The sequence below is a fragment of the Fibrella musci genome, assembly GCF_041321105.1.
Taxonomy (GTDB): domain Bacteria; phylum Bacteroidota; class Bacteroidia; order Cytophagales; family Spirosomataceae; genus Fibrella; species Fibrella musci.
Map to the genome: position 1 here is coordinate 129,456 of NZ_JBGGWD010000001.1, position 19,618 is coordinate 149,073.

General features: G+C 52.9%; 14 protein-coding genes. 5 read left to right on the top strand and 9 right to left on the bottom strand.

Annotation, left to right across the window (positions count from 1 at the left end; all coding sequences use genetic code 11):
* Nucleotides 1-2: 2 nt before the first annotated feature.
* The 4 genes from ACAW74_RS00555 (at nt 3) to ACAW74_RS00570 (ending at nt 5,453) form a co-directional block, all read left to right on the top strand.
* Complete coding sequence (locus tag ACAW74_RS00555) at nt 3-383, top strand: Xre family toxin-antitoxin system antitoxin (protein ID WP_015332281.1); 381 nt, start codon at nt 3-5, stop codon at nt 381-383.
* Nucleotides 384-484: 101 nt separating this feature from the next.
* Nucleotides 485-928 carry an RES family NAD+ phosphorylase gene (locus ACAW74_RS00560; RefSeq protein ID WP_441656235.1) on the top strand — a complete coding sequence of 148 codons (444 nt, stop codon included), beginning with the start codon at nt 485-487 and terminating at the stop codon, nt 926-928.
* 340 nt (nt 929-1,268) lie between these two features.
* Nucleotides 1,269-3,833 carry a DNA gyrase subunit A gene (gene gyrA, locus ACAW74_RS00565; protein WP_370696238.1) on the top strand — a complete coding sequence of 855 codons (2,565 nt, stop codon included), beginning with the start codon at nt 1,269-1,271 and terminating at the stop codon, nt 3,831-3,833.
* A gap of 135 nt (nt 3,834-3,968) precedes the next feature.
* Nucleotides 3,969-5,453 (top strand): tetratricopeptide repeat protein, encoded by a 1,485-nt coding sequence (locus tag ACAW74_RS00570; protein WP_370696239.1) that lies wholly within the window; start codon nt 3,969-3,971, stop codon nt 5,451-5,453.
* Nucleotides 5,454-5,712: 259 nt separating this feature from the next.
* Here ACAW74_RS00570 and ACAW74_RS00575 read toward each other — a convergent pair whose 3' ends face one another.
* The 3 genes from ACAW74_RS00575 to ACAW74_RS00585 all read right to left on the bottom strand — a co-directional run bounded on the left by ACAW74_RS00575 (nt 5,713) and on the right by ACAW74_RS00585 (nt 8,330).
* Nucleotides 5,713-6,732, bottom strand: coding sequence for a YncE family protein (locus tag ACAW74_RS00575; RefSeq protein ID WP_370696240.1), 1,020 nt, complete (start codon nt 6,730-6,732; stop codon nt 5,713-5,715).
* A gap of 206 nt (nt 6,733-6,938) precedes the next feature.
* A complete protein-coding gene (locus tag ACAW74_RS00580; protein ID WP_370696241.1) occupies nt 6,939-7,355 on the bottom strand; it encodes a helix-turn-helix domain-containing protein in 417 nt (138 codons plus the stop codon).
* Between the two features lie 150 nt (nt 7,356-7,505).
* Nucleotides 7,506-8,330: a 2,3,4,5-tetrahydropyridine-2,6-dicarboxylate N-succinyltransferase gene (locus tag ACAW74_RS00585; RefSeq protein WP_370696242.1), complete on the bottom strand. Its 825-nt coding sequence runs from the start codon at nt 8,328-8,330 to the stop codon at nt 7,506-7,508.
* A gap of 1,062 nt (nt 8,331-9,392) precedes the next feature.
* Between ACAW74_RS00585 and gap the strand changes: the two genes are divergently transcribed.
* On the top strand, nt 9,393-10,388 hold the full coding sequence (gene gap, locus ACAW74_RS00590) for a type I glyceraldehyde-3-phosphate dehydrogenase (RefSeq protein ID WP_370696243.1): 996 nt from the start codon (nt 9,393-9,395) through the stop codon (nt 10,386-10,388).
* Between the two features lie 47 nt (nt 10,389-10,435).
* Here the strand turns inward: gap and trmB are convergent, their stop codons facing one another.
* The 6 genes from trmB to ACAW74_RS00620 are packed head-to-tail and all read right to left on the bottom strand — an operon-like array spanning nt 10,436 to nt 19,482.
* Nucleotides 10,436-11,095 (bottom strand): tRNA (guanosine(46)-N7)-methyltransferase TrmB, encoded by a 660-nt coding sequence (trmB, locus tag ACAW74_RS00595; RefSeq protein ID WP_370696244.1) that lies wholly within the window; start codon nt 11,093-11,095, stop codon nt 10,436-10,438.
* A 5-nt stretch (nt 11,096-11,100) separates the two neighbouring features.
* Nucleotides 11,101-12,396 (bottom strand): bifunctional folylpolyglutamate synthase/dihydrofolate synthase, encoded by a 1,296-nt coding sequence (locus ACAW74_RS00600; RefSeq protein ID WP_370696245.1) that lies wholly within the window; start codon nt 12,394-12,396, stop codon nt 11,101-11,103.
* Between the two features lie 49 nt (nt 12,397-12,445).
* Entirely contained in the window at nt 12,446-13,465 is a 1,020-nt protein-coding gene (locus tag ACAW74_RS00605; protein ID WP_370696246.1) for a hypothetical protein, read from the bottom strand.
* A gap of 53 nt (nt 13,466-13,518) precedes the next feature.
* Nucleotides 13,519-14,727, bottom strand: coding sequence for an HU domain-containing protein (locus ACAW74_RS00610; RefSeq protein WP_370696247.1), 1,209 nt, complete (start codon nt 14,725-14,727; stop codon nt 13,519-13,521).
* Between the two features lie 3 nt (nt 14,728-14,730).
* Nucleotides 14,731-16,437 (bottom strand): TonB-dependent receptor, encoded by a 1,707-nt coding sequence (locus tag ACAW74_RS00615; RefSeq protein WP_370696248.1) that lies wholly within the window; start codon nt 16,435-16,437, stop codon nt 14,731-14,733.
* 3 nt (nt 16,438-16,440) lie between these two features.
* Nucleotides 16,441-19,482, bottom strand: coding sequence for a tetratricopeptide repeat protein (locus ACAW74_RS00620; protein ID WP_370696249.1), 3,042 nt, complete (start codon nt 19,480-19,482; stop codon nt 16,441-16,443).
* Between the last annotated feature and the right edge of the window lie 136 nt (nt 19,483-19,618).

Consider the following 19,618-nt stretch of genomic DNA (forward strand, 5'->3'; position numbering starts at 1 on the left):
CTATGGTTCAGGATCGCAATCGACTGGTATTGGCCGCCCTGCGGGGGGTACCGGCGCTGTTATTCTTCGACGTGGCCGATCAGACGGGCTACCGCCGGGAACAACTGGCGGAGGTGTTTGATACCTCGCTGAAGACCTTTCAGCGGTATGAACGCGAGCATCGGAAACTCAACCCGCAAGACAGCGAGAAGGTATTGAAGATTCAGGCGCTGTTTGCCCGTGGGACCGAGGTCTTCGGCTCACTCGATGCCTTTCGCCGGTGGATGGACAAACCCGCCTTTGGGCTGGGCGATCAGGTGCCTTTCTCGTTGCTGCACACATCGGGAGGGATCGACCTGATCATGGACGAACTCATCCGCATTGACTACGGCGATCTGGCCTGATCGTTTCGGTTGACGTTTGTCGTTTCGGGTTTGAGGTTGCTGACCACCTGAAAATGACTTAACGTCAAACGGGAAACATTAAACGTCAAACGACTTTGGAGGTGTACCGAATAACCCGCGCTGTGTATGCCGATCGGCTGGTGGCGTCGGGGGGCGTGGCCCGCTGGAATGCGCGGGGGCGCTTCGTGATTTATACGGCCGGGAGCCGGGCGTTGGCCTGCCTCGAAAACGTCGTGCACCGGAGCGGCGAAGGCCTGCAGGCTCTCTTTCGGGTGATGGTTATCCACGTACCGGACGACGTACCCAGCCAGACGATTACCCCGGCCGACCTGCCCGCCAACTGGGCCGACTACCAGAACTTCGATGTGTGTCAGCAACTGGGCGAACGCTGGCTGACGACGGGACAGACTGCCGTGCTGCGGGTGCCGTCGGTGATTGTGCCGCAGGAGTGGAATTACCTGCTCAATCCGGCCCATCCCGATTTTGCCCGCATCGAACTGCTCCGTACCGAACCCTTCCTGTTCGATCCCCGCATTAAAGCCTGACTAGCAAGGTTTTTTGGCGAAGCGAAGCCCTGTTACGTATAGGCATAAGGGGTAATGGAGTTCCGCAGCAACCCAACCGGACGAGCTGTATCTATCCTCAAAAAGCAGGCCTGTTTAACTTTGCGATGAATTGTATTTCGGAAAGAATATAGCGCGGTCGTGCCAGTAGGAGGGGAGAGGCTCCGGCGCGGCGCGGAAAACCGGCAGATAAGCCCTCGTGCGCGTTATTGTAACGATTATTTCCGTTTCCGACGAAAAAATTGTATATTTGTCTATAGTCGTTCGCCTACAGTAGGCAACGGCAGAAATTGCAAATTTTCGCGAAATCCCCCTTCCGTTTATGGCAGAACAAACTCCCGAAATGGAGACCCCCAGCAACATCGTTCCGATCAATATCGAAGACGAAATGCGCGGTGCCTACATCGACTATTCTATGTCGGTGATTATTGCCCGGGCCCTGCCCGACGTGCGCGACGGCCTCAAGCCCGTGCACCGTCGCGTGCTTTTTGGTATGGCCGAACTGGGCGTGAACTACAACAAACCGCATAAAAAATCAGCCCGTATCGTAGGGGAGGTATTGGGTAAATACCACCCCCACGGCGATGCGTCGGTGTACGACACCATGGTTCGGATGGCGCAGGACTGGTCGCTGCGTTACCCGATGGTCGATGGGCAGGGCAACTTCGGTTCCGTCGATGGTGACTCACCCGCCGCCATGCGGTATACCGAGGCCCGCCTGAAGCGTATTGCCGAGGAAATGCTGGGCGATATCTATAAAGAAACGGTTGATTTTCAGCCCAACTTCGACGATTCGCTTGAAGAGCCAACCGTGATGCCCGCCAAGTTGCCCAACCTGCTTCTCAACGGCTCGTCGGGGATTGCGGTGGGTATGGCAACCAACATGGCCCCGCACAACCTCTCGGAGGTCGTCAATGGGCTGGTGGCGTTTCTGGACGATCCGGAGATTACCATCGACGAGCTGACCAAACACGTGCTGGCACCCGACTTCCCCACGGGCGGTACCATCTTCGGGGTGAGCGGCGTGCATTCGGCCTTCCATACGGGCCGGGGGCGGGTGGTGATCCGGGCCAATGCGACCATTGAAGAGAACCGCGGCAAAACGCAGATCATCGTTACGGAGATTCCGTACATGATCAACAAAGCTGTGATGCTCGAAAAAACCGCCGACCTGATCAACGAGAAGAAGATCGAAGGCATTTCGGCGTTCCGGGACGAGTCGGACCGCGACGGCATGCGGGTCGTGTATGACATTAAGCGGGATGCCAACGCCAGCGTGGTGTTGAACAACCTCTACAAGCATACCTCGCTGCAATCGTCGTTCAGCATCAACAATGTGGCGCTCGTGAAAGGACGCCCCATGATCCTGAATCTCAAAGACATGATGCGCTATTATGTAGAGCATCGGTTTGAGGTTGTTACCCGACGTACCCAGTACGAACTCCGCGAAGCCGAGAAACGCGCCCACATTCTGGCCGGTCTGCTCATTGCCCTTGATCATATCGATGAGGTGATCGAACTGATCCGGGCCTCGCGCGATACCGAGGTGGCCAAGAATGGCCTGATCGAGAAGTTCGACCTGAGCGAGGTGCAGGCGAAAGCCATTCTGGAAATGCGGCTCCAACGCCTGACGGGCCTGGAACGCGACAAAATCCAGGGGGAGTATGATGAACTGATGCGCGACATCGCCGATTACAAGGGAATCCTGGCGAGCGATGATCGTAAACGGGGCATCATCAAGACTGAACTGCTCGACGTGAAAGACCGCTACGGCGATCCCCGACGTACCCAGATCAACGCCCTGGGCGATGGTGATCTCGACGACCTGTCGCTGATCGACGATGAGGAAATGATCATCACGATCTCGCACGAAGGCTATATCAAACGGACCCCGCTGACCGAATATCGTCGGCAGGGGAGAGGTGGTACCGGGTCAAAAGGAGCTACGTCTAAAGACGGCGACTTTACTGAGCACATCTATTCGGCCACCATGCACAATACCCTGCTGATCTTCACGCAGAAAGGGCGGTTGTACTGGCTGCCGGTGTACAAATTGCAGGAGGGAAGTCGGGATGCCAAGGGTAAACCGCTGCCCAACTACATTCAGATCGACAGCGACGACAAAGTGCGCGCTGTTATCAATGTAAAAGACCTCGACGATCCCGACTACGTCAAGAATAACTTCATCGTGATGTGTACCGAGCAGGGCACGATCAAGAAAACCTTGCTGGAAGCGTTCTCAAACGTCCGTCGGACGGGCATCATCGCCATTACCATCGAAGAAGGCGACCGCCTGCTGGATGTGGTCATGACCAACGGCGATAATGATCTGGTGATTGCGTCGCGGGCGGGTAAGGCGGTTCGCTTCCACGAAAGCCGGGTACGTCCCATGGGCCGTACGGCTGCCGGGGTGAAAGGCATTACGCTCGACGACGAAGTGGCTGACGATCGTGCGGTAGGAATGGTCTGCATTGGCCGGCCCGACGCGCAGTTGCTGGTGCTGTCGGAGAACGGTTACGGCAAGCGGTCGCCCATTGACGAATATCGGGTAACCAACCGGGGAGCTAAGGGCGTAGGTACGTTGAAAGTCACCGAAAAGGTGGGCGCTCTGGTTGGGATTCTGGAAGCCTCCGATTCCGACGACCTGATCGTGATTAACCGCTCGGGCGTACTGCTGCGTACACCGGTTCGCAACATTAGCGTCATTGGCCGCAATACGCAGGGTGTTCGGGTAATCTCGATCCGCGATGGCGATGCAATCTCGTCGGTAACCACTGTAACCCAGGAAGAAGAGGTGATTGATTCGGCCGAGGCGGCTACCGAAACCCCATCGGGGGCGAACGGAGAAGCTTCCGCGACGACCGATCTGCCGGGCGCAACGGAATAAATCTGCCTGTTTTACAGGGAATCTATAGGAAACCGAGTTGTTAGGTAAATAAACCGGCGACTCGGTTTTCTGTCTATAAGCGTGAAATTGCGTAAATTCGTGTCCATTGTTGAACAAAACCAAGTGAAGACCTACATGGAACAACCCATGAAGCACCTATTGGCCCTGTCGGCGGCAACTGTGCTGTCCTTTTCGGCTGTAGCGCAAAACAAAGCGATCCTGCTGAAAGAACAGGGCGCACTCGATAAAGCGAAGGCTGAAATCGATAATAACGTCACCGAAGCCAAATTGTCGGGCAAAGCCAAAACTTGGCAGGCCCGTGCGCAGATTTACGAGGCGATTGCGGTATCGAATGACCCCAAGGTGGTTGCGCTGGATTCGAACGCAGCCATGACAGCCTACGAGTCGTATAAGAAAGCCCTGGAGGTCGAGCCGAACAGCAAGATTACGAAAGAAATCAACGACGCCCTGAGCGGCCAGATGATGTACTCGGCCATGATGAACCAAGGTGTTCGGCGTTATCAGGCGAAGAACTACGACGCGGCCATTAGCGCCCTGGGTATGGCGAGCCAGATCAACCCGAAAGATACGGCCGCACCGTTGTACGCGGGGATCAGCGCCCAGCAGGCAATTAGCCAGAAAGGGGAGGGGGCCGACAAGCCGAAGTACACGGCCCTGACGAAAGAACAGTTTGAGAAGTACACGAGCAACGGTGGTAAAGATGCGACGATCTGGGCTATGCTCGCGTCGATGTACAGCACCGATAAGGAGACCGACAAGGCGCTGGCTACGCTGGACCGCGCGTTGAAAGTGTTCCCCGGCAACCGGGATCTGAGCACCACGCGGGTGAGCATTATGCAGCAAAATGGCCGCCTCGACGATGCCATCGCCAGCATGAAGGAGGTGTATGACAAAAACCCGAACGACGCGCAGACAGCCGTGAACCTCGGGATCATGTACGATAACAAAGCGTCTACGCTGGAAACGGATGCTAAGAAAGCAACGGACGAGGCGAAGCGCGGCGGTCAACTGACGAAAAAGCTGGCCGACGAGAAAGCCGTACTTGAAACCTATAACAGCGAGGTGGTGCGGTTGGCAGCGGCTATCAAGAAACAGCCGAAAAATGCCGATCTGAAGCGTCAGCTGGCCGATGTGCAGGGCAAAATTGCCGAACAGAAAACGAAAATTGCCGATTATGATCAGCAAGTGAAAGCTGAGGCGGCAAAAGGCGTTGACGGCGCAGCATTGGCTTCTAAGGCGGTTAAACTGACGGCCGAAATGGATGACGCAAAGAAAATGGCCCGTCAGTATTACGAGAAAGCTCTGGTGGCCGATCCGAACAACTACGAAGGAAACTTCAACATGGGTGTGGCTTATTTCAACGAAGCCGTCAACATGAAGCGTGAAGTGGACAACATGAGCATGAGCGACTACAGCAAAAACGGTAAAGAAGTGGAAGGCCGTGTTTGCGGTAAGTTCAAGCAAGCGTTGCCATTCTTCGTGAAAGCGAAATCGATCAAGGCCGATGATCCGCAATTGCTTAGCACGCTGGAGCAATTGGAAACGATTCTGAAGCAGTTTGAAGGCAAGAACATCGCTTGTGTCGAACCGACTAAGTAAGTAGGGATAAGGGAGGTTGATGTAGCCTCCCTTATTTTTGGCTGTTTTAACTTAACATAATATAAATTATAGAACTAAATAAATGCCTGTTTTCCACCGACAGTCCACAACATATCCACGTGGAACGCTAATGGATTACTACAGAAGCAGTTAGCCCCAAAAAGGCCGTTTATAGTTAATAAACGGCCTTTTTGGGGCTATAAAGAACCGACTACTAGTCGGAAAGAGATCGCTTGATCTGATAAAATGGGCCAGGAACTTACTTAAAGTAAAAGCCAGTCGGTGTGGCCTCCGTGCTAATCGAATCGATTAATGTCCCCGTCGGCTGAAACCGCAGCACAACCCCTGGCTTAGCCGATTTGTTGGTTGTGGCTCCGTAGAGTGTGGTGGTGTTAGCATCGAAGCCGTAATTGCTTAGCACTCGCGTTTCGACGGGCTGATCGAGTGGAATTGCCGTGGCCGTTGCGGCGGTTTTATAAATAAGGCCCCGCCATAAAAAGTACAGGGTTTTAGAGCTGGCGTCCAGCGTAAGATTTGTTGGATTACCGGCTATGGGCCGGCCACCAATAGAGACACGGCTCATTACCTGCCGGGTAGCCGGGTTGATGGTAACCAGTTCTGCCGAGGTTAGCCCATTAGCAGACGTACCCATGGCGCGCCCCGAGCATAACACATAGATCAAATTAACAGCAGGGTCATAGACCATCGACGTAGGTACGTCGCCTACCGGTATGCTTGTCACGACCTGATCTGTGGTCGTGTTGATAATGGAAACTGTTTTGCCTGTCTCCGACGTACCCCCGGAATTGGCCACAAAGAGTTCATCCCCAACTACTACCATCTGTTCCGGACCGGCACTAACGGGAATGGAATTACGAAGTCGCCGGGCCACCACATCAATGACCGAGATATTGGGACCAACCGTACGGCCGCCCCAACAACTGACGTAGGCTTTTAATGGACTGACGCCAACAACGTACCGGGGGACTTCGGCCCCACCCAGTTGCGAAATGCTCCGGAAGCTGCTGCCTTCAACAATCTCTATTTGTCCGGTCTCGGGCAAAACCAGAAAGCCTTTTCCGTCGACTTCAGCATAAGACAAGACTTTAGCATTGAGTTGCCTGTCGTTCTGGTTGTTGAAAATATCGGTTGCTAATACGCCCGGCCGTGGCGTTGGATACCGGACCAAGCCGGTCTGCCGATTGATGAATGAGACACTCACTGTAGCCGATTGAAGGCGCTCATCAAAAACAAGCACACCGCTTTCAAACGGTTCCATCTGTAAAGGTTCCTTAATAGAACACCCGACCATAGCTATAGATAAACCAAGCAGCTGGCCAAGGTTAATGCCTGTTGAACGAGGAATAAGTCGGCGTTTGAAAGCAACCATGCAAAAAGGAAACGTTAATATAGATTAAGCACCAGTATAGTGAAGCGATGTAGCACTGCCCAACAAAGATACAACGACAACTCCCCCACTTTGTGTCAGGCAGGCTTATACTCCCGAAACGTACCATCCGTATAGAAGATAAGAATACGATCAACCTGCTTATCTGGAGTAAGAGGTGTAGTCGATTCTGGAATGATTGTTCTTTTTAAGGGTTCTTTTACTGCCGGCTGGGGCGCAGGTACGTCTTTATTCCAGGTCGGTAAGCGATTTACAGCTGTTGTCGAAGTGGATTTATTGGGTTGAGCCCGATCATCACGCTCCTCATCGATTGACAATGGTGAATCGTCTTCAAGAAACCATTCATAGCTTAAATCAGCGTAGCAACGCACAATCTTCTGGATGATGTCGAGGCTTGGACGATTTCGACCAGACAGAATGTGAGAAATGCTCGAGCGTTGTACACCGATATCATCCGCTAATTGTGAGGGTGACAATTGTTTAATGGTCAGCACCTGTTTAATCTTGTCATTTATGGACATCTGTAAACTCCTGTATAGTGTATGGATGTAAATTTACAATAATAAATGACTAAGACAAAAGTAAACCCGCCGGTTATTAATGTAAACCGACGGGTCAGGCCATTTAGGGATTACAAATGTGAATTATACGCTAACATTGTTTTCTCGTAGCGCATCATTCAGCGATGTTTTCAAATCGGTCGAGGCCTTGCGCTTTCCGATGATGAGCGCACAGGGAACCTGATAAGAACCGGCAGGGAATTCTTTAGTGTAACTCCCAGGAATGACAACAGAATGGGCTGGTACTAAGCCACGGTATTCGACTGGAGAGTCGCCTGTAATGTCAATCACTTTAGAGGAGCCGGTAATGGTAACACCTGCGCCAAGGACAGCTCGCTCACCGATATGAGCGCCCTCAACAACAATACACCGTGAACCAATAAAGGCGCCATTCTCCACAATGACAGGAGCTGCCTGTGGCGGTTCAAGAACACCGCCGATGCCTACTCCCCCACTGAGATGAACATCGCTGCCGATCTGGGCGCAGCTACCAACCGTAGCCCAAGTGTCGACCATTGTCCGTTCGCCCACATAGGCACCAACGTTTACGTAGGAAGGCATAAGGATAGCACCTGATGCAATGTAAGCACCATACCGCACCGTGGCTGGTGGCACTACTCGCACACCAGCTTCCACAAAGTTTGTCTTGAGCGGAATTTTGTCGTGGTAAGCGAAGATGCCTACTTCAATAGGTTGCATAGGCTGAGACACGAAGTAAAGGAGGATGGCTTTTTTGACCCACTCATTCACTTGCCACTCTCCTACTGCGTCGGCCTTTGGTTCGGCCACCCGGAGTTGACCGCTATCTAATTGGGCGATTACCCTGTCAATACTTTGCTTGTAGGTTGGATCTTTTAAAAGACTACGATCATCCCAGGCTGCGAGTACGTGCGTTTTTTCAAGAGTCATAATAGAAAGTTAAGCTTTACTTTAACTGATATAATCGCCTGATAATTAACGATTTAGTTTATTTGATATTTTTAATGGCAAATTTTATTTGGTTTATAAATTAGATAGAGCTGTGTTTAAAGTGAAAGACACGAATTATATGTTCGTGATAAGCTATAGGCGTTTCAGGCTTTACGATTCCGATTTGTAAAGATAACGGGGATGTACGGAATGAATAGATATATCAAACTCTATTGGTTTAATAGAATGATCAAGAATAATGTTTTCGGAAAATAGTTTGTGCAGGGTGGATCATATATATGTTCGACTATCAGATGTTTCTTTTTAATAGAGGATCGGTCCTAACTAGTCAGCGTAAATTATATTCTACTGGGTAAGGTGTCCGGTTTGTGGCTGTGTTATTAGGTGCCAGTATCCATCATCTAAGAGTAAGTGGTTATCGATGATATCCTTGGTGGCTGAGAAAATGGGAAGTAATCGTAGTTGGTAACGGCTGGTGGTAAGTGTCAAAGCTGGTTCAGAGTCGGTTCTTAGATCTGATTTACACGGATAAGTGTAGCAAAACGAATGAGTTGGTAATACGGTAATCGTATCATTCTCTGTATATACGATATACAGGGACGACTGTTTGACTTTGTATAGGGGAATGAATTGGTATCTACGTTTAGTATACTCTCCTACTTTCTCTGATGGACATAGTAATTAGACGGTTAAGTTATCAGGCAGAAACTGATTAGCAAAATAATAGCAAACGATGAGATAATTAGTATTGTGTAGTATACATTATTAGTAAAACTAAAACAATAACCCAAAAATACTATTATTTGTGACTAAAACTAGCAAAATTAGCTAATAATTTGACTAAGTTTAATTAGTTTTTCGAATATTGTTAGCAATGATAGTGGTTTACTAATAGTTTGATACTAAATTACTAATAGATCGAATAAGATTTTGCTAAATTCTATAGCTGAGCTTAATCACTACATATAACCACTCGCATAATGACCATGTGATTACAGACTAGTATATTTGGACCCGTTAACCAAACCTGATTAGAGTCTAATGGCAACCATCAAAGTAGCTATTAATGGATTTGGTCGTATTGGCCGCCTCTCCTTCCGTCGTCTTCTAGAAAAAGAGAACGTTGAGATTGTTGCAATCAATGACCTTACCGATAACGCGACCCTTGCTCATCTGTTAAAGTATGATTCCGTCCACGGTCGTTTCAGTGGTCAGGTTAGTGCTGATGCGGAGAGCATCACGGTCAATGGCAAACGTATTCATGCCTATGCTGAGCGCGACCCTAAAGCCCTTCCCTGGAAAGATCTGGGCGTTGACGTTGTGCTTGAGTCAACAGGCCGCTTCGTTGATGAGGCGGGAGCAGGCCAACACTTGCAGGCTGGTGCTAAAAAGGTAGTTATCTCTGCACCGGCAAAAGGCAACATTCCTACCGTAGTATTGGGTGTAAATGACAGCACCTTGACAGGCAGTGAGACAATCATCTCAAATGCTTCCTGCACGACAAACTGTCTGGCTCCGATGGCCAAAGTGCTTGATGACAACTTTGGCATCGAAATGGGCTATATGACAACCATCCACGCCTATACAGCCGATCAGAATCTGCAGGATGCCCCCCACTCCGACCTCCGTCGGGCACGGGCCGCTGCTCTGTCGATTGTACCCACCTCAACCGGTGCTGCTAAAGCTGTTGGTCTGGTGCTCCCGCACCTGAAGGGCAAACTGGATGGCAACGCCATGCGCGTACCAACTCCGGATGGCTCAATCACCGATTTGTCGGTTATCCTGAAAAAATCAGCTACGGCTGAGGAAATCAATGCCGTAATGAAACAGGCTTCAGAAACCACCATGAAAGGGATTCTGGAATACGTGACCGACGAGATCGTTTCGACGGACATTATCGGTAACCCCCACTCATGCATCTTCGATTCTAAACTGACCTCGTCAATGGGTACGTTTGCTAAAATCGTGGGCTGGTATGATAACGAGTATGGCTACTCTAGCCGGGTGGCTGATCTTATGGAGCGCTTATTCAACTAGTCGTTCCAAAACGATAGAGTAAAAAAAATGGGTGACTCCGTCTGGAGTCACCCATTTTTTTTACTCTGCAAATATTTTATCGAAAACCCTTTCTCGAAAAACATCGCTTCATACTTCGTCTTAATCCCGAGATGAAGGTTATTGAGAGGCGACTCATACAGGTTGTCAGTCGCTGCCAGTATCGTAAATCCATTGGCAGGCAGCGACTCCAAGCTATAGTCAAAAAATGGCGTGTTATCGGTTTTCAGATGTAACAGCCCTTCAGGTTGTAGTAAAGCGGCATACTTAGCAAGGAAGGTCTTGTATGTCAACCGATGCTTTTCCTGTTTATCCCTCGGTTGGGGATCGGGGAACGTTATCCAGATTTCACTTACCTCACCATCGGCCAGAAATTCGTCCAGGTATTGAATATCGGTACGAAGAAAAGCCACATTAGCCAACTTCCCCATCAAAGCAACCTGAGAACCACGAGCAATCCGGTCACCTTTAATATCGATTCCAATGAAATTCTTGGCTGGATAAGCAGAGGCCAGCCCAACGGTATATTCACCTTTGCCGCAGCCAAGTTCCAACACGATTGGATTATCATTCTGAAAATAGTCGCGATGCCAGTTTCCTTTGATCGTAGTATAGAGTGGTTTGCCCCGTTCAATTACATTAGGGGCGAGCCGGTTTTGCTCAAACCGGTACATTTTTTGGCGACGCATAAAGGTTATAAACTGGTTAATTCGGCAACCACATAAGTGCTGCCGGTTACTAAAATAAGGTCGGTGGGCTTAGCCTGACGTAAGGCGTAGGCAAGTGCCTCGTCAACTGACCCAAATCCCTCACCTACCCGACCCATTGCAGCGGCCAAGGCCTGCAGTTCGTTCGTTGGCAGGGCCCGGGGCGAATCGGCCTGGCAAAAATAATAATGGGCATCGGCTGGCAATAATGTCAACACCTCTCCTACGTCCTTGTCACGAACAAAACCGATCACCAGATGCAATGCTGTGTGAGGCAGTGACGCACAGGAAGCCAATACCGCCTGGATACCCGGTTTGTTGTGCGCCGTATCGGCAATGACCGTTGGCATCGCCTGAAGCCACTGGAAACGGCCTTTCAGGTTTGTTTGCCGGACAACGTCCCGACACCCTCGTTCAATAGCCGAGGCATCGATCGAAAAGTGGGAGGTCAATTGATTGAGCGCGGTGAGCACAGTCTGCACATTCCGCAGTTGATACAGTCCCAGTAGCGGCAGTTCGATCTGTATGGTTTGAACGGGCTCCTCCCCCAGCCGACTACAGGCGACATGCCGTATGCCATTGGTCAATCCCAAGTCCGTACAGTGCCAGGCAGCTTCCGCCCAATGAAGCGGGGCCTTGGTTTGGGCGGCTACAGCCTCAAAAACCGGGGCTGTTTCCGCGATCCCCTCACCGATGACTACAGGTACGTTCGGCTTGATGATCCCCGCTTTCTCGCCAGCAATTGCCGACAGGGTATCGCCCAGCACATTCATATGATCCCAACCAATATTGGTGATAACACTAAGCAGCGGGGTAATGATGTTAGTAGAGTCGAGCCGACCGCCTAAGCCTACCTCGATTACAGCAACGTCGACCTGTTGACGGGCGAAATAATCAAACGCCATGGCTACGGTCACCTCAAAAAAGGACGGCTCAATTTGCTCAATGGTAGCCTGCTGCTCTACAACAAACTGGGCTACATCGGCCTCGGCGATCGGTACTCCATTCAACTGAATGCGTTCCGTAAATGATTTGAGGTGGGGAGAGGTATATAAACCAACCCGATAGCCTGCTGACTGCAATACACTCGCCAGTAAGTGCGAGGTACTTCCTTTCCCGTTTGTACCCGCTACGTGAATGGTCCGAAAACGAGTCTGGGGATCCCCTAGCGCCGAACACAACGCCAGTACGTTATCTAGTCCGGGCTTGTAAGCAGAAACGCCCACCCGATGGAAAACGGGCAGGCGATCATACAAATACGAGATAGCCTCGTTGTAAGTCATTGGTTACCAAAACATGAGCGACCAGCTAAACAGGCCTGCTCAGTTGTTCTTAATTTGCACTGATTGAGATCGTCAACGTACCTGTAGCCAGTTCAGAAGGCGTTACCGACCCTTTGGGCCGCAATTTAAACCGCATCACCTGCCGACGGTAGAAACTCTCCACCGACGGGCTAACGGTTTGTTGCAAGGGGCGAGCCGACACGATGTTTCCGTCACTATCAACCCGGATCTGGTAAATGATTTTTCCGTTTTCGTCGGAATCATCTTTATCAAGGCGATTGCTACCAAACGCCCAGCCTGATACATTCAGGGCTACCCCCGACTTGGCACCACCAGGTTTACCATAAAACTCTTTGGCGTTGATGTTCCCTTCGGGATTTCCTTTATCCCCTACCCCCGACCGATTGTCGCCATTGTTGTTCCCCCCTACACCCTCGGCGCGGCCGTTGGTGCCGTTTGAGCCAGCTCCCCCCGACGAACGCTTGTAGAGCGCACTGGGGTCAACAGTCTCCACTTTTTTTGCGGGCTCAGCACGGGGCGGGGCGGGCGTAGGATCAGGGGCCGTGGCTTTCGTACGTCGAGACTCGGCTTTCTCCGGTACGCTCACCGGGCTTTCTGTCCGGCTGGCGATAACGGGTTTTTCGGCAATGGTTTTACTGGGTTTGGCTTCTTCAATTTTCGGGACGGGGGCCACCGGGGTACGTTCCACACGAGGCGTCGTCGTCACTTTCGGATTCGGCCGGTCTTCCGACTTCTTCACGTTCTCGGCGCGCGGCGAGGGATTGGGCTTGTTGTAGGTCTGCACCGATCCACTCCCGATATCGCTTGTCCCAAAGTTTACTTCGACAAACTGCACGGGTGGCGGGTTGGGCATCGTACTGCTGATGGTGACCAGAAAGAGCACAATCAACAAAACGACCATCACGCTAAAAGCGCCCGCCGCCGCAAAGGCACGGGCTTCCGTTTCGTTTTCGTAGGCAATACGCATGGGCAATTGTCCGTAGGCGTTGGTGATTGATGTCTTAACGTTCCGCAAACGGGTTTCGTTATGCGTTCGCCCTACAAACATAAAAAAGGCGATCGAATGATCGCCTTTCAGGTACGTTTTACACGGTAAATCAACTACCGGCTACGCAGAATCCAGGGGGTGATTCCCGTCAGGGCGTTCAGGGAATCCAGATTCGCCTTCGCGTCGTCGTAGGCCTCAGTGCCAACGGCCGCCACTTTGATCAGCCCTTTGGTACGACCCGGCAGAATATACGCTTGTTCGTAACCGGCGCGCTTCAGCATTTTCTGAAAACGAATTGCATTGCTACGACTCGCAAAGCTACCGGCAATAACGGTAAACGGAGCTTGCGGAGCCGCAGGTTCAGCAGTAACGACAGCCGCAGGTTTCTTCGCAACCACTTTTTCGGCAGCCTTGGCCGCTGCTTTGCGAGAACTGGAAACGGCCTCAACCAGCGCCAGCGCCGATTTGGTTACCGATTCATTCGCCGCCGGGGTTGAGGCCAACGTAGTCGGTGCCGATTCGGCTGGAACCGCATTGGCTACCGGAGCAATGGCAGGTGTTGCTACAGTTGGAGCCGGGGTCGCTGCATCCGAAGCAGGCAAAGTTGTCTTTTCCGTCGAGATGTTCGGCAGGCGGAACAGGTTGCCGGGGTTCAGGCTGCTCTGCAACGACTCGTTGGGCTTAATCACCGAGAAGTAGCTGATGAACCCTAACGTGCCGACCATGATGGCCGCAGCGGCCCAGCGCCAGGTGGGCTGGGTACGTTGTGACGTTATAGGCATGGGCAGCACTTCGCCAACTTCCTGCTGAGTGGGCTGCGACACAACGGTCAGGGCCATGGTTGGGAGTGATTTCACCACAACAGGCTTTTCCAGCACCGGTACGGCGGGGTGCACCATCTGCCGCGTGAGCATCAAGGGCTGAAAACCGTAGGCATTACCCAGGAAGTTATGCCGCAACTCAGGATCGAATTGCAGGTTGTTTTCGCTGTTCAGCGAGAACATGCCCAACCCTTCGATCACGAAGCTACCGGCCTCGCGAGTCTGCTGCTTCAGGTCTGTTACAAACTGACTGATGGCTTGCAGAGCCTCTTCCCGACTGCAGTTTTCGTGGAGTACAATATAATTCACCAGAATACCGTCGTCGAGGCGCAGGGCTTCGTTGAAAGCAACTTTACGCCGGGGCGGCAGAAACTGGCCAGTTGTTTCGTTGTACGAAGCCGACACATTGTGGGTTAGAAAAGCCCCAAGAGCGGGTACAACAAGACAGTCGTATTGGTAAAGTAGCTTCTTTAGGTAGTCGCTGATCGGTCGCATAGCCATACATCAGAAGGAGTACGAAATTCCTCCGAGAAAGTTAAGCCCCTGAACGCGGTAATACAAATACCGCTGGTAGGTTTGCCCAAAGATATTATTTAGCGAGACAAACGCAGCGACCTGTTTTCCAAGAAAATAGTCGATTTTGAGATTGAGGTCAGCAATAGTGGGTAGCTGTACCACCTCACCCGCCGACGTCAGAGAAGTAAAGTTTTTGTTCCGTATGCCCGAATACACGTACAGGTCGGAGGTGACGAACAGCTTCTTGTCAAACGTATAGCTGTTGAGCCACTGCACCGATGCCCTGGGCCGCCCCCACGCCTCTTCCAGCCGATCGAGGTCGTAGCGAAAGACATCGCCTTTCAGCGTTGAGCGGAAACCACCCATTTCGTAGCCCAGTTGCCCAGAGAGCGTCAGTACGTGGGCGATGCCGCCATCATAGAGCGCGAAGAACTTCGTGGTATCGGGCCAGGTGTTATTGATCGTGCTGAAGTTGCGATAGCGCGCATAGGATACTTTCCCTTCGTACGAGAAGCCATTTCCTAGCTGTCCCTTCGAGCCACCGTAGATGTCATACGACTTAATCGTGTTGGCCAAAACCACGTTGGGCGCAAGCCAGCGATTTTCGCTCAGCAGGCTCCGTAGCGTATTCCGAACGATGTCGCCATCGACCCCAGCGAAAAAGTGAATGTTGCCAGCGGGTACGACATCGATGTTGGCGACCGGAAACGCCAGCGTGTTGTTGATCCCAAGGCGCTTGTCGGTTTCGTTCACGGCATTGACGGCGAGCGTCACGGTGAAATTCGGCGACAGGTACCGGAAAGCCGGGCGCAGCCGGAATAGGTTCCGGTTGTCGACTTCGCCATCATTGCGCTGCGTCAGGTACGCATCGGCATTGACCAGTGCCAAAAACTTGTCGGTAATCTGCAACGAGGTTTGCAGGTTGGTGCCCCAGTCGAGCTCGGAAGCCCGGTAAGCATCGCCCAGGGTAGTAACGCTGGTTTTTAGCGCATAGTCGAGCGTCTGGTCTTTGCCGTTGTTCTCGATACCCAGGCTGGCCCGGAAGGTAGTCAACTGCTGCCGAAGCGAGTCCCGGTTGGGTACCAGACGGGTGGTGCCTTCGAACTGCGGCCGGTAGCCATAGAAATAGTAGCGTTCCTGCTCGAAACCTAATCCAGCGGTCAGCTTAAACAGATCGGTATTATACGTACCCCGCAGGTTGATGCGGCTTTCGCGCTGGGCGGAATTAGCCCCATCGACCGGCCCAATGCCCGACGACAAATGCCGCGCCGACGCCTCAGCCCCGAACCCGCCACTCGTGGCTACTTTGTAAAACCCTTCGCCGTAGAAGGTATTGTAGTTGCCTGCCCCGAGCTTGACATAGTTCTCGTAGGCGGGGCGGGTTTCGGTTTGGGTACTACCGGGTGCCAGCACCGTGGGCTGAATGCGGGGATCGCCCACCGTCAGCTTGCGGTCCTGAAACTCGTAGGTCATCTTTCGCGTCTCGGTGTTGGCCTTTGGCGACGGAATTTTATTGATCACCCGATCGGCGGGGGGCAGTTCGATCCGGCGGCTTTTCTCGACGGTGATCTCCTGATTTTCGATTTCACCCGTGCGGGTTGGTTTCTTGGGGTCCTGTGCGAAGGCCTGCCCCGTGGCACAGCCGGTTGCTGCCAGCAGACCAGCCCAGAAAACAGTAGTGTGGCGTTTCAGCATGGCTTATTTTTTATCGATTGCGGCCAGTTTGGTTTTTGCTTCGGCGACGATCTCGGCCTCGGCAGCGTTTTCAATGATCGACGTCAGCACGGCACGCGCCTGCGCCAGTTCGCCCAGGGCCACATTGTTGTCGGCCACCAGGATAAACGCCTTTCCTTTCCAGTACTCAAACCCATCAAACTGCTCGTTGAACCGAAGCAGCGTCGCAATTGACTCCTTGTATTTTTTCTGCTGATACTGCGCCTGTCCAATGAGGTAATTGGCCTCGGCACCGTTAACGTCTTTCGCCAGCGCCACCGTTTTCTCGAAATCGGTAATGGCCGTTTTGTAATCGTTGCGCGACAGCGCCACTTTACCCAGCATCAGCTGCGCCCGGTTTTGCGTGCCCGGCACAATGCTTCCCGCCGAGACCAGTTCGCGGGCAATCACCGCCGCCGAATCGGTTTTGTAGCCGTAATAGGTATCCATCAACCCCAGTTGCGCGTTGATCTGGTCGGTGCGCTCATTGGCCCGGCTCAGCACGTAGCGGTAGTTGCGCACGGCATTCGGAAAATTCTTCTGCTTCCGTTCCAGATCGGCAGCCCGGCTGGCAGCTTTCGTGGCAAATGTCGACCGGCCATCCTGCATGAGTTGGTCGTACAACCTCAGCGCCGCGGCTACGTCGCCGGTTTTAGCCGATGCATCAGCCCCGTAATAGCGGGCCTCGGCGCCATTGGCACTTTTGGGGTATTCCTGCACGAAGGCTTTGAACGCGGCCAGCGCCTGTTCGTATTTCTCGGCGAAGTACAGCGATTTGGCATTTTCAAACTGCGCCTTCTCCACTTCCGTACTCGCCGGATTGGTCCGTTTGTAGTCGTTCAGCACCGTTGAGAACTCGTCAGCACGCCCGGCATCGTCGAGCGTATTTTGCAGACCGAGCAGCGCACTTTGGGCCTGAGGCGTTTTGCCATAATCGGCCAGAATGCGGCGGTAATCAGCCACGGCCGGGTCGTATTGTTGCTGGTTGGCGTAGGCCACGGCCCGTTTCAGCAGCGCCGCCGGTAGCAGGTAACTGTTGGGCCGACCGTCGATGAGCTTCGTATAGCCACTGACCGCCGCCGCGAAGGAGCCTTTTTCAAAATCGACGTTGGCCGCCTGGAACAGAGCGTCGTCGGCATAGCGCGAATTGGGGTTACGCTGGAGTTGATCGAACAGCGATTTGGCCTCGGTGTCGCGCCCTACGTAGGTCAGAATCACCCCCTTCTGGTACGTGGCGTAGTCGTTGTCGGCCCGTCCCGTAGCAATGGCCTGGTCATAGGCTTTCATCGCCTCGTTATACTGTTTGGTCGTCAGCAGGCAATCGCCGATACGGACGTAGGCATCGCCCAGCAACGCATCGTCGGCATTTCCCCGCACAAACTCGCGGAAATAGCCCAGCGCGCGGCTGTAGTCTTTCTGATTATAGGCGGCGTAGCCCAGGCCGTACAGGCTCCGTTTGGCATAGGCGTCGGCGGTGCGGGTCTGCGTGTAGAGCGGAATGGCTTCAGCCCATTTTTTCTGCGCCGACAGTGCCTCCGCTTTCCAGAAAGTCGCGTCGAGCTTCAGGTTGGCATCGGCCGACGTACCCAGCGATTTGTTCAGGTTCACGATAGCCGCGTCGTAGCGTTCGGCGTTGAAATCGGCCACGCCCTGATTGAATGTCAGCCGTTGATACTGCGCGTTGATGCGCGGGGTACGTCGTTTCAGCTTTTCGATGTAGGCAATGGCCGCCGGGTAGTTGTTAGAGGCCAGGTACGCCTCCCCTACCAGTTCGTTGGCTTCGTTTTCGAACCGGCTGTCGGGGTATCTCTTCAGAAAATCGTTCAGTTCCGTGATCGCTTCAGAGCCGCGTTTCTGGTCAAGTTGCAGCTTGGCGTGGGTAAACCGGGCTTCTTCCTGAATCGAAGGATTGAACGTCAGCCGCCCTGCCTGATCGAAAGCCGTCAGGGCATAGGCCGGATTGTCCTGCTGTAAATAGCTGATGCCCAGCGTATAGGCAGCGTATTGGGCCGTCGTGTCTTTTCCCGACGCAATCGGCTTCAGTTGTGACACGGCGTCGGTGTAGTTACCGACTTTATAGAGCGATTGACCGTAGCGGTATTTCAGCGCAGCCGGGGCCGCATTGCCTTTGGCAGTCAGGTAGCGCTTATAAGCCGGAATGGCCTGCGCGTAATTGCCCTGCCGGTAATACACTTCGGCCGTGAACAACGATACTTCGGCCAATGACGTACCGCCGTTGCGTTTCAACAGGGGTTCGGTGTAGGCCAGCAGTTCGTCGTAGCGGCCTTGTTTATAGTAGGCCTGCGCCAGCCAGTTGGGTACCTCGTTCTGGTAGGTGGGGTTGGTTTCGATCCGGCGGAAATCGCTGATGGCTTCGTTGTAGTTGCCATTGCGGAAGTTGATCACCCCGGCGTAGTACGAGGCCGCCGCCGCGTTGGTGTACCCCGGATCGGTTTTGATGGCGTTGAACAGCGGCAGCGCCTTGGTCAGATCCTGCGTATTATAATAAGCCAGCGCCAGGTTGAACTGGTAATCGCGTTGTTTGGCACCCGTGTTAGCTTGCCGGATGGCTTTTTCCAGGTACGTTACCCCGTTGGTGTAGTCCTGTTGCCCCACGTAATACAGCCCCAGGTCGCCGTAGAGCTCACCGGCTTTGGGGTGTTCGCTGTGGTTACGCACAAACCGGTCGACCAGGGCTTCGGCCCCCGGCTCATCGGCATACAGGCTCGACAGCGCCATGTAGTATTCGGCCGACACGGTATTCGGGTCGGCCGCGGGCGAACCCGCTGCCGGTGTCCCCGACGTGTTGAGCAGTGGGCGGCGCTGAGCTAGATACCGCTCGAACTCGGTGCGGGCGGCCGCAAAATTCTGTTTCTCAAAGAGTTCAATCCCGTTGCGGTAAAGCAGGTCGGGTTCAGTGTAGGAAAGCGTTCGCTGGGCCATCAGCGGAAAGGTCAGCGCGGACCCCGCCGCTACACAGACAGCCCCCCAAATGCGGGGAGTCACGCGTTGCGATAGTGGAAACATAGAACCGATTAACGGTTGGGAAACGAAGAGAAAGCATTGTAGTTTCGCAGAGGGTTTGACGTCTGACGTCTACTGTTCGACGTACCTACGCTGGCCGTGTTGGCTAGTCTGTCCATTGAACGGCACCCATCAGGCG

What these genes read in the sequence shown, in the direction of transcription:
- ACAW74_RS00555 (WP_015332281.1), top strand. Translation starts at nt 3, where the DNA reads ATGGTTCAGGATCGCAATCGACTGGTATTGGCCGCCCTGCGGGGGGTA.
- gyrA (WP_370696238.1), top strand. Translation starts at nt 1,269, where the DNA reads ATGGCAGAACAAACTCCCGAAATGGAGACCCCCAGCAACATCGTTCCG.
- ACAW74_RS00570 (WP_370696239.1), top strand. Translation starts at nt 3,969, where the DNA reads ATGGAACAACCCATGAAGCACCTATTGGCCCTGTCGGCGGCAACTGTG.
- ACAW74_RS00575 (WP_370696240.1), bottom strand. Translation starts at nt 6,732, where the DNA reads ATGGAACCGTTTGAAAGCGGTGTGCTTGTTTTTGATGAGCGCCTTCAA.
- ACAW74_RS00585 (WP_370696242.1), bottom strand. Translation starts at nt 8,330, where the DNA reads ATGACTCTTGAAAAAACGCACGTACTCGCAGCCTGGGATGATCGTAGT.
- gap (WP_370696243.1), top strand. Translation starts at nt 9,393, where the DNA reads ATGGCAACCATCAAAGTAGCTATTAATGGATTTGGTCGTATTGGCCGC.
- trmB (WP_370696244.1), bottom strand. Translation starts at nt 11,095, where the DNA reads ATGCGTCGCCAAAAAATGTACCGGTTTGAGCAAAACCGGCTCGCCCCT.
- ACAW74_RS00600 (WP_370696245.1), bottom strand. Translation starts at nt 12,396, where the DNA reads ATGACTTACAACGAGGCTATCTCGTATTTGTATGATCGCCTGCCCGTT.
- ACAW74_RS00605 (WP_370696246.1), bottom strand. Translation starts at nt 13,465, where the DNA reads ATGTTTGTAGGGCGAACGCATAACGAAACCCGTTTGCGGAACGTTAAG.
- ACAW74_RS00610 (WP_370696247.1), bottom strand. Translation starts at nt 14,727, where the DNA reads ATGGCTATGCGACCGATCAGCGACTACCTAAAGAAGCTACTTTACCAA.
- ACAW74_RS00615 (WP_370696248.1), bottom strand. Translation starts at nt 16,437, where the DNA reads ATGCTGAAACGCCACACTACTGTTTTCTGGGCTGGTCTGCTGGCAGCA.
- ACAW74_RS00620 (WP_370696249.1), bottom strand. Translation starts at nt 19,482, where the DNA reads ATGTTTCCACTATCGCAACGCGTGACTCCCCGCATTTGGGGGGCTGTC.